This window comes from Paraburkholderia guartelaensis (assembly GCF_004353905.1).
GTDB lineage: Bacteria > Pseudomonadota > Gammaproteobacteria > Burkholderiales > Burkholderiaceae > Paraburkholderia > Paraburkholderia guartelaensis.
On record NZ_SMOD01000032.1, the window covers coordinates 47,272 to 63,566 of the forward strand.

Consider the following 16,295-nt stretch of genomic DNA (forward strand, 5'->3'; position numbering starts at 1 on the left):
TTGCATGACCGCGCGCCGCTGGGCGCGCCGCGTCACAAGTGCCGCGGCGCTATAATTTCGCCGACCATTGCCGCGATGCCAATTCGAACACCGGTAAAAGATCGACCCAATCGAGCAGGAACCGGAAAGAAAGGCCGCACGAGACGATCGCCGAGCTATTCGGCATTACCTCCTTTCCGTCATCCCCGTGACTGCTTCCACGCCAAACGCCTCGCCGCGCCCCACGCTGTTCGGACTCTTTCTGATCTTCAGCCGCATTGGCTTGACGAGCTTCGGCGGCGGTTTGAGCGGCTGGCTGTTGCGCGAATTCGTCCAGGATCGCGACTGGATCAGCGAAGAGGACTTTCTCAACGGGCTCGCCATCTCGCAGGCGCTACCCGGCATCAACGTGAAGAACATGGCGATCTGGATCGGGCATCGGCTGCTCGGCTGGCGCGGCGCCGCCGTGGCCGTCACGGGCATCCTCGTGCCGCCCGCGTGTCTGATCGTCGTCATCGGCAGCGTGGTTGGCGCGCTCATCTTCCATCCGCTCACGCAGATTCTGATCGCTGGCGCCGCCGCAGCGGCAACGGGATTGTCGCTGTCGATGGGCGTCGTCACCGCGCGGCGCGTGCGGCGGCAAGTGCTTCCGCTGCTCCTCATGGCGGCGACCTTTCTTGCGATCGGCATCCTGCGTTTGTCGCTGGTGTGGGTGGTCCTGGCAGGCGGCGCCGTGAGCGTGCTCTACGAATACGTGGCGATCCGCCGGGGTGCGCGATGAATTCACGCCTGCTCGGTCAGCTGGCCGCCATTTTCGCGCCACTCTCGCTCGTGACGATCGGCGGTGGCCAGGCGATCGTCGCGGAGATCCAGCGCCAGGTCGTGGAAGTGCATCCGTGGATGACGCATTCACAATTCGCCGCCGACTTCGCGATTTCGCGCATGGCGCCGGGCCCCGGCTCGCTGCTTGTCACGTTGATCGGCTGGCAGGTCGCCGGGTTCTGGGGCGCGCTCGTGGCGACCGCAGCGCTCCTGCTGCCAACCGGCATCCTCATCTATGGCGTCACGCATATCTGGGGCCGCTATCAGGGTGCGGCGTGGCAGCTGGCGCTCGAGCGCGGCCTGCGCCCCATCGCGGCCGGCATGATGCTCGCGGCTGGCTGGGTGCTGCTCAAGTCGCTGAACGGCGGCCTTCCCGCCAAGGCGATTGCTATCGTGTCGCTTTGCGTGCTGCTCAGAACGCGGGTCAGTCCGCTCGTTCTTCTCCTTGCCGGCGCGCTCGCGCTCGTCGGCGTCAGCCTGGTCGGCGCCGGCCTGCCGTATTGGGTCCAGGTGCGGCTCACGTAGAAAAACACACCGCCGCTGCAACTCCACGGGAATAACAGCGCACCCGCGGCAGTATACCCATTGCAGTCTCCGTTGATTCGACCGTGCTCCAGCCGGTCGCCGAACCATGCTTTTAATCAGGAGTTCGAAATGATCATCCGCCGCCCGCTTTACGCCTTGCTCGTCGTGACTGCCTGCATCGGCGCGGCATCCACCGCGTCCGCGCAGGGACTTACGCGTGCCCAGGTGCGCGAACAGTTGATCGAAGCACAGGCCAACGGCTCGCAATTCGTGACCGACAGCTCGTATCCCGACGTGAGCCCCGTATCCGCGCAACAAGTTGCGCGTGCGAAGGCACAACATCAACAGCAGGAACCCAGCGGCATGGGCGCGCCGATGCAGGGCACGAGCGACGCCGGCGCACCGCACAGGACGTGTGTCGGGCCGGTGAGCTTCTGCAACCTGTATTCGGGTAGCTGAAAGCCGTCGCCGAAACCCGCTCCCCATCCTGGCCACCGCAGAACGCCCCGCTCGCAACGAGCGGGGCGTCTCGCGCGCTTTTTCGGCGCCTCCCCTCCCGACCCCGAGCATCCTCGCCAGCCGCAAAGTCACCAACGCGTCATCTTCGATGCGCCGGGCATGCACCGTGACGCGTGCCTGCAGATTTGCGTGCGCTACAGGACAAACCCTGCCCCCCAATTGTCTTGTGGCGTGACTACACTATGTTCGTCGGCATTCGTTTGCTATCCGCGTTCGCGTGCCGCCCGCCAGCACGATGACCACTGGGAGGTGTGCTGTGCTCCGCCTGATCTTCGCCCGCACTTCGCGCCCTGCGGCGGCGCTTGCCCTCGCGCTTGCCAGCGCTTTCTGTTACGAGGCGAACGCCGCAACGACGCCTCCGGCCGCCACAAAGCCGCCGGCCAACAAGCCGCCCGCCAACAAAGCCGCCGTCGACAAGGCGGCCAGCGACAAGGCGGCTAGCGACAAGGCCGCCGCGCCGAAGACCACCGCCGAGGCAACCGCGCCGGCGGCCGTGGCCGCACCCGACTTCTTTTCGCTCGCCGAGCGCTACGGCCCCGCCGTCGTGCACGTGATCGCGCGCAGTCCCGACGACCCGTCGTCGCCGCCCGAGCAGGAGGCTATCGACGCCGACGATCCTTTCTTCGCGTTCTTCAAGCGCGCGCCGAAGCCGGCGTCCGACGCCGAGGCCGGCGGACCGCGCGTGATGATGGGCGCGGGCTCCGGATTCATCGTGAGCCCTGATGGCGTCGTGCTCACCACGGCGCACATCGTCGACAACGCCGAGCAGGTGACCGTGCGGCTGACGGACAAGCGCGAGTTCAAGGCGGAGGTCGTCGCCGTCGATCCGCAAAGCGACGTTGCCGTGCTGCAGATCGACGCCCACGATCTACCGTTCGTGAAACTCGCCGATACGGCGAAGGTGCACGCCGGCGAGCCCGTGCTGTCGATCGGGTCGCCGGACAGCTATCAGAACACCGTGACGACGGGCATCCTCAGCGCGACCTCGCGCACGCTGCCCGACGGCAAGGCGTTTCCGTTCCTCCAGACCGACGTGGCGGTCAACCCCGACAACTCCGGCGGCCCGATCTTCAATCGCGAGGGCGAGGTCATCGGCATCGGCGTGCAGATTTACGCGGATGGCGGCCGCTACCAAGGCCTGACCTTCGCGATTCCGATCGACGCCGCCAACCAGTTCCGCGCCCAGTTGCAGGCGCGCAAGGCGGCGCCCGCCGGCAGCGCCAACGCGGCGAACGCGGCAAACGCGGGCAATGGCGGGACGATCCGCACCTTCGGCATGCAAGTCGAAGACGTGAGCCCCGGGCTCGCGGCGGCGCTCGGCTTGCCGCACGCGGGCGGCGCGCTCGTCGATGCAGTCGATCCCGCCTCGCCCATCGGCAAAGCGGGCATCCGGACCGGTGACGTGATCGTGCAGGTCGGCACCAAGCCCGTCGACCGGGCCGCGACGCTCGCCGCCGCGCTCGCTTCCGTCCCGCCCGCCACGCCGGCCTCCCTCAAGGTGATCCGCAACCGTCAGCCCGCGGTGGCCGGCTTCTCGAACACGGCGTTCGAGGCGAAGGCGGCGGATGCGCCTGCGGCGGCGGCTGGCGCAGCCGCAGGTGCGACAGCAGCTCAAGCAACCGATGCCGCACAGGCGGCGGAGAAGACCGACGCGCCGGTCGCGCCCGCCGTAGCGGATCCGGTGAGCAAGGCGCCGCCGTCCGACGTGCATGCCGTCAAAACGGTGATGACGGATACGAGCGCGCAGCCTGCCGCTGCGGCAGCACCGCCCCCGCGCCATGCCGCGGACCGCCTCGGTCTGATCGCGCACGCGCTGAGCGCCGAGGAGAAGCGCTCGACCGGGTTGCCGCTTGGTTTGATGGTGGAAGCCTCCACTGGACCCGCTGCGAGTGCGGGTGTGCGGGCTGGAGACGTCGTGCTGTCGCTCGATGACACGCTGGTCGAATCGCAGGAGCAAGCTGTCGCGCTCGAGGCGAAGGCGACGAAGAGTATGTCGCTGCTGATTCAGCGGAATAATGCGAGGAGCTTTGTGGCTGTGAAGGTTAGGTGATTGGCGCTGCGCTCGGTTTTTGGCTGCTTTCGCGTTTCCTTGTGTTCGCGGTGGTCTGCCTGGGTTGCCCCTGTGCGGGGCGGCACCTACTTTCTTTGCGGCGGCAAAGAAAGTAGGCAAAGAAAGCCGCTCAAACCGCCAATGCCTGCCACAGTTCACCTCGCGCCATTCTTCGTGAATGGCTCCGGAGCGTCTGTCACCTCGCACCTTCAATGTCAGTGACAAGGCGCTCATTCATCCCGCTGCTCGCTTCGCGCGCTGCGGTTGGGTCTGCAAGGGAAACCGGGGGCACGAATGCGCATTCGCGAAAACTCAGTGCCCCGTTGGTTTTTGGTTATGCCCTTCGGCGCGCGTAGCGCCGCCGGAAGGATGAGCGCCTTGTCACTTCGTTTGTGGGCGAGTGGTGACAGACGCTCCGGAGCCATTCACCATTTACGGCGCGAGGTGAACGGTGGCAGGCATTAGCGGTTTGAGCGGCTTTCTTTGCCTACTTTCTTTGCCGCCGCAAAGAAAGTAGGTGCCGCCCCGCACAGGGGCAACCCAGGCAGACCACCGCGAAAACAAGAAAAGGCCAAAGCGCCAGGAACAAAAACCAAAAACCCAACCCTCACCGCTGCGTCAACTGCGCATAAACATCATGCGCAAGCTGCAGCAACTCCTTACGATCAATCCCCCCAGAAAGCGCATACCCAAAATCCCCATCCACCCAATAAAACACATTCACAGGCCCATCCTGATAGAGCTTGAACGCAGTGGTATTGGCGCTAGTCTTGCGATGCGAGATACACAGAGTCACCCGCTCGCCACGCGCATTGTGATACATGAATTGCGCGACTTCGCCGCCGTCGTCGGCCGGCAACAACCGCCCGCCCGAAAGCTCGAACCCGCTCTTCGATAGCATCGGCGCGTGCACGTTGGTGCCGAGCCGGTTGGCGAGCCACTTCACGAAGTCCTGCTCCTGGCTGTCGTCCATCGTGTCGGGCCGCGCCACCGTCGGCATATAAACGACATGCGCCAGCGCCGCTTGCTGCGCGAAGCGCATGGAGTTGTCCGCGCTCACCGCCCGCAGCTCGCCGCCGCCAGCCGCGCTTGCGGGACCTCCCGTGCCGCCCATGCCGTAGTGCATACCCCACCCGATGCCCACGCCCAGAACGAGTGCCGCCGCCAGGCCCGCGAAGCGCGGCCAGTTCGCGGCCGGGCGCGCGTTGCGTACCGTCTGCGACTCGGGCTCGGGGGCGGCCACACGCAGGCGCGCAGGCAGCGGCTCGTTGAGCACGCGGTCGTAACGCTCGTGCAGCAGATTGTTCAGCGCGAAGAAGTCGCTCGCGCGCGCGGCAAGCTCGGGGTTGCGCTCGAGCTCGCGCTCCACATCGGCGCGGCGAGCCTCGGAAAGCGTGCCGTCCACGTAGGCGTGGATCTCGTCTTGCGTGACTGGATTTTGTTGTTCGCTCATCGCACCACCTTCAGATTCGCACGCGGGACGGAACCGGCCATGAGCGCCCGCAAGCGCTCGCGTCCCCTCGACAGTCGCGACATGACCGTTCCTATCGGTATGTCGAGCGCCAATGCGACATCGGCGTAACTCATCTCCTCCAGTCCTACCAGAAGCACCACCTCGCGCTGCTCCACGGGCAGTCGCTGCAGCGCAAAGTCCAGATCGCGCACTTCGAGCGCACCCGTCTGCGTGGCGGGCACGGCGTAGTCGGTTTCGGGCACGCTGTCGTCGTCGACGGAAACGTGCGCGCCGCGTGCCGCCGACTTACGCACCTGGTTCACGAAGAGGTTGTGCATGATCGTGAAAAGCCAGGCGCGCAGATCGGTGCCCGAACGAAACAACTCCGTGCGGGCGATGGCGCGCTCGAGCGTGTCCTGCACGAGGTCGTCGGCGAGCTCGCGGTTGTTGATCAGCGCGCGCGCGTAGCGTCGCAGGCGCGGCACGTGTTCTATCAACTCGTCACGGATGTCCATGTTTCATCCTGGATTGCTGCAAGGGTCATTGCGCGGCTCGCATCGTCGGGCTGGTTCACGATCCTTCGCCTTCGCGCGACTGCGGCGTGGCGAGCGTCGCGATGTCCGCCGCGCGCATCAAGCCGCGCGTTCGTGCGTCACCCGCGAGCACCCAGCGCGTGCCACGCTCGCGCCACATCAGAAGCCGCAGCGGACCCGCGCGGTGGGCGCTCCACTGAGGCGCCGCGCCCGCCAGCCAGGCGCGGCTCGCGAGCAGCACCACGCGCTCGCCCTCTTTGTTCTCGTAGACATAGCGTTGCGCGCTCGCGAACGGGCCAACCCGCACTTCTCCGCCGCCGAGAAAGTGCAGGCCTGCCGCGCCGAAATCGAACGGCGCACGCGCCGCGCCCGCTTCCAGCGCCTCGGGCTGCGCGTTTTCGGCTTCCATCAGCGCCATCACCGCGGCGTTGTTCAGCACTTGCTGCGACGGCTCGGTCACGCCGACCCACGCCAATGCGGCGCCCGCCAACGCCAGGGCGGCCGCGAGAGCCATAGCGTAGCGCAACACCCGCCTGCTTCGAGCCGGAGCGCTGAGCGAGTGCGCCGTCTGCGCAGTCGGTGCCGTCGGCGCACCTGGCGCCGGGTAGGCATCGCGGATCTGGGCGTTCAGGCGCCGGTAGAACAGGATCCGATGCCATTCGCCGGGCTTGCCCGCGAGGTAGCGGCGCACGTGTGCCGCCCGCGCGCCAGCGAGCGTGCCGTCGCTATAGGCCTGGATATCGGCTTCGGAAACTGGCGGCTCGTCGAGCGGCCCGCGGAACTTCATGGTCGTGAACCAATGCTGAATAGGTGGCGATGCGGGGGCAAACACGCGGCAGGCGCCGATTATTCCAGCGGGCGGCGAAATTCCCCTTTTGCGCGGTGCTCGAGCGATTTTGCTCCATACGGGGCAGCCCGTTCATCGCATCCGCATAAAAAAAGGCCACATTACCCGCATTGAATAATATTTGAATTATTTCCTTAAAAGCGCATGCGAGCATCACGCCCAACTGCCACATGCCCTGCGGCAGGTTCGTGATTTACAGGAATTCAAGTGAAAAATGCTGCTCGCCTCATTGCCTTGTCGTTAGCGCTGCAAGGTCTCGCCATTGAACCCTGCGTTGCGCAAAGCACGCTCAACTACACCACGTCCTGGATCGGCAACAGCTTCGGTTTCGGCGACGGCAAGTGGATGCAGCAGGACGTACAGGCCATCGCCGTCGCGCCAGACGGCACCGTCTACGCGAACGCGCCCTGGGACGAAAGCGGCAGCGAGATCGGCGTCTACCGCGGCGGCGACAAGCTCGCCGTGGCCGGCAACACGCATGGCTGGGGCAATGCGGGCGGCGACGCCATCGCGGCGAACAGTACCTATGTCTATGCCGCGATGTCGATCGGCAACCAGAGCAATGGGCTCGTGGGCGCGGACTATCCGCCGGCCAACCAGACATGGTTCGGTGTGACGCGCCGGCTGCGCTCGAACGTGGCGCAGGGCGCGCCGTTCGCGAGCGGCATCGGCAACAGCGCGAACGCGACGAAAAACAGCTTCCTGCGCGTGCTCGCCGCGCCGAGCAGCAGCGACAGCGCCGTGCGCGGCCTCGCCGCCACCGACGCGGAGTTGTATGTTTCGGATACCGCGGACAGCCGCATCGTCGTCTACGACGCACAAACCATGCGTCAGCTGCGTTCTTTCACCGCGCCTACACCGGGCCGCATTGCGCTGGCCACCGACGGTACGCTCTGGGTGATCCAGGGCATGCAGGACGCGAACGGCCCGAGCATCGGTCACTACCGCAAGGACGGCACCGCGCTCAACGATGCGCCCGTGTTGCCCGCGGGCACGGTGCCCACCGACCTCGCCTTCGCGCCTTCCGGCCAGCTCTCGATTGCCGACAACGGCCCCTCGCAGCAGATTCTGCTCTACGCCCGCGCGTCGGGCGGCCAGATGGCGGCGGCGGGCACGCTGGGCACGCGCCAGGGTATCTTCCACGTCGTGGAGGGCACGCCCGGCGACTGGCGCTTCAACGGCATCACCAGCATCGGCTACGACCAGGCGGGCAACCTGTACGTCGCGCAAAACGGCCAGGGGCCGCGGCCGTACGGCACCGCGCTCGTCGGCCAGGGGGCGGTGCTCGAAAGTTACGCAATGGGCACGCGCACGCTGGGCTGGCGCCTCGATGGCCTGACCTTCGTCGATGCCGCCGCCTTCGACCCCGCCAACACCGCGAACGTCTTCACCGGCTCGAAGCGCTTCACGCTCGACTACAGCCAGGCGCCTGGCAAGCAATGGACCTATGCGGGCTTCACGCTCAACCGCTTCGCGTATCCCGACGATCCCGCGCTGCACTCCACACGCGGCGTGCGCGGCTCGCCCATGGTGCGCCGCTTCAACGGCCAGCAATTCCTCTATACGCTCGACCAGTACGCGCACTACCTGAACATTTACCGCTTCTCGAGCGCGACCGATGGCGAAGTCGCGATTCCCTCGGGCCTGCTCGCACAGAATCCGATGCCGGGCAACTGGCCCGCCGGCCCGCCCACTTACGGCGAGTGGATGTGGCGCGACGCGAACGGCGACGGCCACGTGGACGCCAGCGAGATCACCTCGAACCCTTCGACGGGCGCGACCGTCGGCAACGGCTACTGGTGGGTGGACACGCCCGGCAACGTCTGGCTCGCGACGCCGCTTTCGGGGATTCGCGAGATGCCGATGCAAGGGCTCGACGCGCAGGGCAATCCGCAGTACACCTATGCATCGTCGAAGATGTTCCCGATGCCGGCGCCGTTCAACCGCATCGCGCGGATCGTCTACGTGGCCGAAACCGACACGATGTACATCACGGGCTTCACCGCGAACATTCCGTGGGATGCCTCGCACTGGAAGGAAGCCGGGCCCGTGCTCGCGCGTTATGACAACTGGTCGAGCGGTTCGCCCACGCTCACGTGGCAGGCATCGTTGCCCTGGAACACGAGCAGCAGCCCGCAGGTGACGACGGTGGGGATCGCCGTGGCCGGCAACTATGTGTTCATCGCCGAGCTATACACGCAGAAGATCGACGTGTACGACGCGCGCAGCGGCCAGATCGTCGGCTCGATGACGCCCGGTGCGAACGTGGGCAACACGAGCGGGTGGGTGGACATCTATATGGGCATGAGCGCCGCGCAGCGCGATAACGGCGATTACGTGGTGCTCGTGGAAGACGACGCGCGCGCCAAGATCCTGATGTACGACTGGACGCCGGGCTGAGGCGCTGCGCCTTTACGACCGCCCCGACACGTGCGTGGAAAACGCCACGCGATTGCGCCCGTCGCGCTTCGCGCGGTACAGCGCGGCGTCGGCCTCCTCGATCAGCGCGGTTTCCGCGAGCCCCGGCGCGGGCGTGAGCGTCGCCACGCCAATGCTGATCGTGAGGTGCTCGCTCACGGCGGAGCCCACGTGCGGTAACGCGAGCGCAGCCACGTCGCGGCGCATTTTCTCGGCGAGCAGCCGCGCGCCCGCGCTGCCCGTGCCCGGCAGCACCACGGCGAACTCTTCGCCGCCGAAGCGCGCCACGAGGTCGCGCGGCTGACGTATTTCGCGGCGGATCGTCGTCGCCACCGAGCGCAGCACGTTGTCGCCCGCCACGTGGCCATAGGTGTCGTTATAGGGCTTGAAGTAGTCCACGTCGATCATCAGCAGCGACACTTCGGTGCGCTCGCGCTCCGCCCGCTTCCACTCCGCACTCAGGAATTCGTCCAGATAGCGCCGGTTCGAGAGGCCGGTCAGGCCGTCCGAATGCGTGAGGCGGCGCAGTTCGAGATTTGCGCGCAGCAGTTCCTGCTGCGAGCGGCGCAGCGCGCGATACGCCTCGTCGCGCTGAAGCATGTTTACGTAGGATCGCGAATGATATTTCACGCGCGCGATCAGCTCGACGCTGTCCGGCAGCTTGACGAGGTAATCGTTGGCCCCCGAGGCGAACGCCGCGCTCTTGATGGCGGGTTCTTCCTTGGTGGAGAGCACGATGATCGGCACGTCGCGCGTCGCTTCGTTCCCGCGGTAGGCGCGCACGAGCGTGAGGCCATCGGTGCCCGGCATCACGAGGTCCTGCAAGATCACAGTCGGGCGCACTTCCTCGGCGGTGCGCACGGCCTGGTCGGGATGCGCACAATAATGGAAGTCGATCTCGCGTTCGCTTGCGAGCGCCCGGCGCACGGCCTCCGCCACGATCGCCTGGTCGTCCACCAGCAGCACCATCATCGGCATGTCGGCGGCGGGCAGCGTTTGCTCAAGCGCGCTGCGCACGGCCTCCAGCGCGACGGCGAGCGAAGCGTCGTCGGCGCTGCTGGGGTCAAGCGCTGCATCGAGGCCGACGTCCGGCCCGATGCTGTCGGCAACGTTTGCGCTGGTTGGAAGATTGGACTTCTCGGTCATGATATCGGTCGCGTCTCGTGATCGCTGGCGTCTAGCCGGCTGGTTGATGCAGTGGTTTCACCCGGCTCGCAAGCTCGGGGGCAATGGCGCCAAGCGGCAGGATCGCGCGCGCGGCGAAGAGCGCCGCCGCCGCTTTGGGCATGCCGTATACGGCGCTCGTCGCCTCGTCCTGGGCGATGGTGTGCCAGCCCTTGGCGCGCATTGCCTTCAGGCCGATGGCGCCGTCGCGTCCCATGCCCGTGAGCAGCACGCCGATCGCGTCGCCCGTCCAGCGCTCGACGAGGCTGTGAAAGAACGTATCGACGGAGGGCCGGTAAGGTGTGTCGGCCGGCTCGCGAGTGTAAGCCAGCTTACCGCCCACTGTCATGCGCAGATGATCGTTGGTCGCGGCGAGCAGCACGCAGCCAGGCGCGGGCTGCTCCCCTTCGAGCGCGATGCGCACCGTGAGCGGCGTCTGGCCGTCGAGCCAGGCGGCCATGCCCGCCGCAAACGACTGGTCCACGTGCTGCACGATCACGATGCTCGCGCCGAAACCGGCGGGCAGCGCGCCGAGCAAGGTGGCGAGCGCGCTGGGTCCGCCCGCCGAGGCGCCAATCGCGATGAGCGGTGCTTTCGTCATGCCGGAAGCGCTCAATGTCGAGGCGCGCGCGGCGAGATCGAGCGCGCCGGAAACGCGCCCGATCTGCTCGATCTTCGCGAGCAGCAGGTCCATGGTGCGGCGCGTGTCGGGCCCGGCGAGCGTGGGCGTGTCCACGGCATCGAGCGCGCCCGCGCCCATCGCCTCGTACACGCGCCAGGCGTTCGCGCCCACGCTGCTCGTGACGATCAGGATGGGGCACGGCGAGCGCGCCATGATTTGCCGCGTGGCCTCCACGCCGTCGAGCTTCGGCATCACGAGATCCATGAGGATCACGTCGGGCACCTGCGCCGCGCAGAACTGCACAGCATCCTCGCCGTTCGCGGCGACCCACACCACGCGATGGCCTGGCCGCGTCGCAATGGCCTGACGCAGCGCCTCGACCGCTAGCGGCATGTCGTTGGCGATACCGATTTTCATCCCGTCGCCTCTCCGATCAGGTCGTTTACCGCGTCGAGCAGCGCTTCGTCGTGGAAGCTGCCCTTCGTCAGATAGTAGTCGGCGCCCGCGTCGAGTCCGCGCCGCCGGTCGTCTTCACGATCCTTGTACGAGACGATCATCACCGGCACGTTCCGATGCATCGCGTCGCTCTTGATCATCGTGACGAGTTCGATGCCGTCCATGCGCGGCATGTCGACGTCGGTAATGACGAGGTCGAAGTGCGCGTTGCGCAGGGTGCTCCAGCCGTCCATGCCGTCCACCGCCACCGTGACGTCGTAGCCGCGTTTTTCGAGCAGCTTGCGCTCCAGCTCCCGCACCGTCAAGGAGTCCTCGACAACGAGAATGCGCTTGCGAGCACGCGCCCCATCGTGTGCGCCGCCGCGCGCCACGCCCGCGAGCTGGCCATCGCGCACGAGACGCGCAACTGACGTCACGATGTCCTCCACGTCGACAATCAGCACGACCTCGCCGTCGTCGAGCAGCGCCGCCGCCGAGACGTTGCGCACCTTGCCCAGACGCGCGTCGAGCGGCTGCACCGCGAGCGTGCGCTCGCCCGCGAAGCGATCCACGGCCACGCCATAGAGGGCCGCCTCGCTGCCCACCAGCACGACGTTGAGGTCTTCCGAAGTCGTGGCTTCGGCGCCCGCGCCGAGCAGCTGGCGCGCGGTCACGAGCCCCACGGGCCGCCCTTCGAAGGCAATGTGCTGCTGGCCTTCGAGCATCTCGATCGTGCTGCGCGGCACGCTGAGCGCGCGGCGCACGTGCGCGAGCGGGAACGCGTAGGCTTCTCCCGCAACCTCGACGATCAGGCTGCGCACCACCGAAAGCGTGAGCGGCAACTGCAGCACGAAGCGCGTGCCCTGCCCCGCCGAGCTCTCGATGCGCACCGTGCCGCGCACGGCCTTCGCGAAATTCTGCACGGCGTCGAGGCCTACGCCGCGGCCCGACACGTCGGTGACGGTGTCTCGCAGCGAGAAACCCGGCAACAGCAGGAAGTCGAACAGCTCGGCGTCGGACATCGCGGCCACGGCCTGGGGCTGCGCGAGCGAGCGCGCGAGGATACTCGCGCGCAGTGCGTCCAGATCGATGCCCGCGCCGTCGTCGGCCACGGCGATCAGCAGCTTGCCGGCGCTATGACGCGCTTCGAGCGTGAGACTCGCCTCTTCGGGCTTGCCCGCGCGCCGTCTTGTTTCGGGGTCCTCGATACCATGATCGAGCGCATTGCGCAGCAGGTGGCCGAGCGGCGCGTCGAGCATTTCGAGAATGTCGCGGTCCACTTGCGTCGACTCGCCGGCAATCGCGAAGCGCACGCGCTTGCCAAGCGAGCGCGCAAGGTCGCGCACCACGCGCGGATACGTGTGCGCCGCATCGCCGAACGGCCGCATGCGGCATTGCAGGGCCTCGTCGTATAGGCGCTGCGCGAGTTTCGTTCCGCGCCGGTCGATGCGATCGACGTCGTCGAATCGCTCGGATAGCTGACGATCCAGCGATGCAACCGCATTGCGGATTTCCGCGAGCGCGGCGCGCGCGTCGTCGTCGAGCGCATCGCCGTGGCGCTCCTGAAACTGGCCCAGCGCCGCAAGCACGTCGCCCTGCGCGCGGCGCGTGCGCAAGAGACCTTCCGCGAACGGCCGCATGCGGCGCGACTCCACCAGCGATTCGCCCGCGAAACCGAGCAAGCGGTCGAGCGTGCCGGCGCGCACGCGCAGCATGCGCTCGGCGTCCGCTGAACGGGGTGGCGAGGGTTGCGCGAGCGGCGCGGGTTCGACGTCGCCGGACGCCACCGCCTCCGGCTCCGGCTCGACCGCGGGTTCGGGCAGACGCAGTGACGCCGCCAGCGCGGCGAGGTCGTCGGTCTCGGGCGCGCTCGCGGCGGTGGTGTTAGACACGCCAGGCTGCGCCCCGCCCTGAAGTCGCGCCACGAACGCCACGACCGCCTCGTGCGAAAGCGGCGGCGCGTCGGCATCGCCTGCCGCGCCCAGCAAATCGATGCCGACGAGCAGTGCATCGATGCGCGCCGCGTCGATGCGCAACTCGCCGCGCTGCGCGGCCACGAAGCAATCCTCCATCGCGCTCGCCACCTCGACCGCTTCCGGCAGCCCGACGATACGCGCGGCGCCCTTGAGCGAGTGCGTCGCGCGCATGCAGGCTTCGAGCGTAGCGGCATCCTCGGGTGCGGACTCCAGCGCGAGCAGGCCCGCGGAAAGCGTGCGCGTCTGCGCCGCCGCCTCTTCATGGAAGAGGTCGAGCAGCGAGCGGCGGCTCAGTTCGTCGTCGCTCATCGCAAACTCCTTGCAAGCGCATCGAATAGCACCTCGACGTCGAGCACGCCCACCGAACGTCCGCGCCAGTGCATCACGCCGCGCACATGCCGCCCGGCCGATTGCGCGAGCGTGGCGGGCGCTGGCAGGAGCGCGTCGGCGCCGAAGTTCGCGACGCCCTCCACGGCATCGACGGGAAACGCCGTCGTCGCGCCCGCCCACTCGGTCACGAGCAGGCGCGGCGTGGCGGCGCGCGACGGTGCGCCGGGGCCAGCGGCATCGATGCGCAGCAGCGCCGCCAGCGATACCGCGAGCGTGAGCACGCCGCGCACGTTCACGACGCCCAGCACGGCGGCGCTGCGCCGGTGTGGCAGCGTGTGGATGGCGCGCGCCTCGTGCACCTGGCGCAGCGCGGTAGCGGGCAGCGCGAGCCACTCGCCGCCCACGCGGAACACGAGCGAGCCTGCCTCGCGCGTCTGCGTGGCCGCGGACTCGGGCGCGCGTTCGAGCGCAAGCGCGGTAGGCGCGAGCGGCGCGGGACGATCGAGCATGCGCGCCGCCGCTTCTTCGAAAACCGGGCAATTCAGGCAGCGCACGCACGTTTCAAGGCGCTGGCACGAGTTGTCGCCCAACGTGCCGATGACTTTCCAGCACCGCTCGGGCAGCTGCGCCGCCGGCGCGAGGTCATGCGCGCGGTCTCGCTCTAGTTCGCGCTCAGGCATGCGGGCCTCCTGCGTCCGGTTCGGCGCGCTGTGCACGGCGCATCAGACGGCGCGCGCCTTCGGCATCGCCCTGCACTTCGAGCAGCGCCGCCAGATGCGTGAGCGCTTCGTAGTGCGAAGGCGCCAGATAAATGGCCTTACGATAGTGCGCGAGCGCCTCGGGCGCACGGCCCTGCGCATCGGCGATCAGGCCCAGCAGATACCAGGTATCCGGGTTTTGCGCCAGCGCCTGCGCCGCTCGCGCGGCGAGGCGTTCGGCCTCGTCGAGGGCGCCTGCGTCGGCGAGGCGCCGCGCGTCGGCGAGCGCCGCTTCGGGCGAGGAGCCGGCGGAATGTCCGCCGCCCGCATGTGCGTTCACCACCGCCGCCGCGCGCGGAGCAGGCGTACCGTGCAAGGGGCGCAGCGCGAGCCGCGGCGTCGCGGGCCGGCGAGCAGCCGCGGCCACGGGCGCGTCGAGCGGTGCAAACACCGGCGCGCTGCCGAATGCGGGCGCCGCCGCCGTCGCGGCCATGACCGGCAGCGGCGTGAGCGCGGGCGGCACAGAAACCGCCGGGCTCGCCGGATGATGATGATCGGCGGTCTCGCCAGGTTCCGGCGCACGAAAACCGAACGCGAGCGGAATATAGGCGGACACCATCTCATGGCGCATCATCAGCCCCGTTTCCGCCGGTCCGACGAAGATCATGCCGCCCGCCGTGAGGCGCGCACGCAGCAGGCCGATGGCGCGGTCCTGCGAGGCGCGGTCGAAATAGATCAGCACGTTGCGGCAAAAAATGAAGTCGTAGCGCACCGGGTGCGGTGCGAGCCATTCGAACAGGTTCGCGCGCTCGAAGGTTACGGCGCGGCGCACCGACGCGGCGATGCGCCATCCGTCCGGCGCCGCCTCGAAATAGCGCTCGCGAAACGCGAGGCCGTCGCCGCGAAACGCATTGCGGCCATACACGCCGCGCGCGGCCGCCGCAATCGACTGGCCGCTGATGTCGATCGCGTCGATGGCGAACTGCTCGTGCGCGAGGCCCGCGTCGAGCAGCGCCATGACCGCCGAATAGGGCTCCTCACCGCTTGAGCACGGCGCGCTCAGCACGCGCAGCACTTCGCCCGGCTGCGCGGCCAACCGCTTCGCGCCAAGGCGCGCCAGCGCGGCGAAGGCCTCGCGCTCGCGAAAGAACCAGGTCTCGGGTACCACGAGCGAGTCGATCAGCGCCTGACGCTCCGCGGGCGTCGTCGTGAGACGCTGCCAGTAGGCTTCGCGCGCCCATTCGGGCAGCGCGACGCCGCTCATCCACTCCTTGCGCGTGAGCGCCGGATGCAGATCGGCCTGAACTTCGACCGTCACCGCCGCCCGTGAGCCCACCGCGCGAGCGAGCGCGTTGGCGCCCAGCGATTCGGCGTCGATGCCGGTTTCGTCGAGCAGCCAGGCGGCGAAGCGCGGGTCGGCCTGTCTCATGACGCGCCCTGCCACGAGGGCGGATCGGGAAAGAGCAGCGCGCGCACGCGCGCGTCGAGCAGTTGGGCGACTTTCACCCACTGTACGAAGCCGCGCTCGTCGCGCGCGACGGGGCCGAGCCAGCGCGCCTCGGGCGTGGCGATGCCGCCTTCGGCAAAGCGCTCGGGCGCAATCGACTGCGTGCGTGTCGCGCTTTCGAGCAGCAGCGCGAGGCGGCGCGGCGACGCATGGGCGCCAGCCGCGCCGGCTTCGGCGCCACCGTCATACACGAGCACGAGCCGCGTGGACATGAGCGTGCGCGCCGGCCGCCCAAGCGCGAGCATCGGCAGATCGACCACGGGCACGGGCGCGCCCTCGTAGTCGATCACGCCGGCGATATACGCGGGCGTGCCCGGAAACGCGCGCACGGGTGCGAGCGGCAGCACGTGCGCGATCTCGCGGGCATCGAGCGCGTAACGCTCGCCGTCCAGTTCGAACACCAGGAAGAGCATCGCC

The 16,295-nt window shown here is 68.0% G+C and carries 14 protein-coding genes; 5 read left to right on the top strand and 9 right to left on the bottom strand.

What is annotated here, in order from left to right; translation table 11 throughout:
- The first annotated feature begins 187 nt into the window (after positions 1 to 187).
- The 4 genes from E1N52_RS31570 to E1N52_RS31585 all read left to right on the top strand — a co-directional run bounded on the left by E1N52_RS31570 (position 188) and on the right by E1N52_RS31585 (position 3,895).
- Complete coding sequence (locus E1N52_RS31570; RefSeq protein WP_133187262.1) at positions 188 to 760, top strand: chromate transporter; 573 nt, start codon at positions 188 to 190, stop codon at positions 758 to 760.
- Positions 757 to 1,326, top strand: a complete 570-nt coding sequence (locus E1N52_RS31575) for a chromate transporter (RefSeq protein WP_133187264.1) — start codon at positions 757 to 759, stop codon at positions 1,324 to 1,326. The genes E1N52_RS31570 and E1N52_RS31575 overlap by 4 nt, the downstream gene beginning before the upstream one ends.
- 129 nt (positions 1,327 to 1,455) lie before the next feature.
- On the top strand, positions 1,456 to 1,785 hold the full coding sequence (locus E1N52_RS31580; protein ID WP_133187266.1) for a DUF4148 domain-containing protein: 330 nt from the start codon (positions 1,456 to 1,458) through the stop codon (positions 1,783 to 1,785).
- Between the two features lie 316 nt (positions 1,786 to 2,101).
- On the top strand, positions 2,102 to 3,895 hold the full coding sequence (locus E1N52_RS31585) for a trypsin-like peptidase domain-containing protein (protein ID WP_165979485.1): 1,794 nt from the start codon (positions 2,102 to 2,104) through the stop codon (positions 3,893 to 3,895).
- Positions 3,896 to 4,502: 607 nt separating this feature from the next.
- Here the strand turns inward: E1N52_RS31585 and E1N52_RS31590 are convergent.
- From E1N52_RS31590 to E1N52_RS31600, 3 genes are read right to left on the bottom strand one after another with little or no spacing between them, the layout of a single operon-like run.
- Positions 4,503 to 5,348, bottom strand: a complete 846-nt coding sequence (locus E1N52_RS31590; protein ID WP_133187270.1) for an anti-sigma factor family protein — start codon at positions 5,346 to 5,348, stop codon at positions 4,503 to 4,505.
- Positions 5,345 to 5,863, bottom strand: coding sequence for a sigma-70 family RNA polymerase sigma factor (locus tag E1N52_RS31595; protein WP_028205375.1), 519 nt, complete (start codon positions 5,861 to 5,863; stop codon positions 5,345 to 5,347). The genes E1N52_RS31590 and E1N52_RS31595 overlap by 4 nt, the downstream gene beginning before the upstream one ends.
- Positions 5,864 to 5,918: 55 nt before the next feature.
- The gene (locus E1N52_RS31600) at positions 5,919 to 6,668 is read right to left on the bottom strand and encodes an anti-sigma factor (protein WP_133187272.1); all 750 of its coding nucleotides are present in this window, start codon (positions 6,666 to 6,668) and stop codon (positions 5,919 to 5,921) included.
- 267 nt (positions 6,669 to 6,935) lie between these two features.
- Between E1N52_RS31600 and E1N52_RS31605 the strand changes: the two genes are divergently transcribed.
- Positions 6,936 to 9,128: an NHL repeat-containing protein gene (locus E1N52_RS31605; protein ID WP_133187274.1), complete on the top strand. Its 2,193-nt coding sequence runs from the start codon at positions 6,936 to 6,938 to the stop codon at positions 9,126 to 9,128.
- Between the two features lie 12 nt (positions 9,129 to 9,140).
- Here the strand turns inward: E1N52_RS31605 and E1N52_RS31610 are convergent, their stop codons facing one another.
- The 6 genes from E1N52_RS31610 to E1N52_RS31635 all read right to left on the bottom strand — a co-directional run bounded on the left by E1N52_RS31610 (position 9,141) and on the right by E1N52_RS31635 (position 16,291).
- The gene (locus tag E1N52_RS31610; RefSeq protein ID WP_205965692.1) at positions 9,141 to 10,124 is read right to left on the bottom strand and encodes a diguanylate cyclase; all 984 of its coding nucleotides are present in this window, start codon (positions 10,122 to 10,124) and stop codon (positions 9,141 to 9,143) included.
- Positions 10,125 to 10,323: 199 nt separating this feature from the next.
- Complete coding sequence (gene cheB / locus E1N52_RS31615; RefSeq protein WP_133187278.1) at positions 10,324 to 11,349, bottom strand: chemotaxis response regulator protein-glutamate methylesterase; 1,026 nt, start codon at positions 11,347 to 11,349, stop codon at positions 10,324 to 10,326.
- Positions 11,346 to 13,652, bottom strand: a complete 2,307-nt coding sequence (locus E1N52_RS31620) for a hybrid sensor histidine kinase/response regulator (protein ID WP_133187280.1) — start codon at positions 13,650 to 13,652, stop codon at positions 11,346 to 11,348. The genes cheB and E1N52_RS31620 overlap by 4 nt, the downstream gene beginning before the upstream one ends.
- Complete coding sequence (locus tag E1N52_RS31625; RefSeq protein WP_133187282.1) at positions 13,649 to 14,353, bottom strand: chemotaxis protein CheW; 705 nt, start codon at positions 14,351 to 14,353, stop codon at positions 13,649 to 13,651. The genes E1N52_RS31620 and E1N52_RS31625 overlap by 4 nt, the downstream gene beginning before the upstream one ends.
- Positions 14,346 to 15,800 carry a CheR family methyltransferase gene (locus E1N52_RS31630; protein WP_133187284.1) on the bottom strand — a complete coding sequence of 485 codons (1,455 nt, stop codon included), beginning with the start codon at positions 15,798 to 15,800 and terminating at the stop codon, positions 14,346 to 14,348. Before E1N52_RS31630 ends, E1N52_RS31625 begins: the two co-directional genes overlap by 8 nt.
- Positions 15,797 to 16,291: a chemotaxis protein CheW gene (locus tag E1N52_RS31635; protein WP_133187286.1), complete on the bottom strand. Its 495-nt coding sequence runs from the start codon at positions 16,289 to 16,291 to the stop codon at positions 15,797 to 15,799. Before E1N52_RS31635 ends, E1N52_RS31630 begins: the two co-directional genes overlap by 4 nt.
- Positions 16,292 to 16,295: the final 4 nt, after the last annotated feature.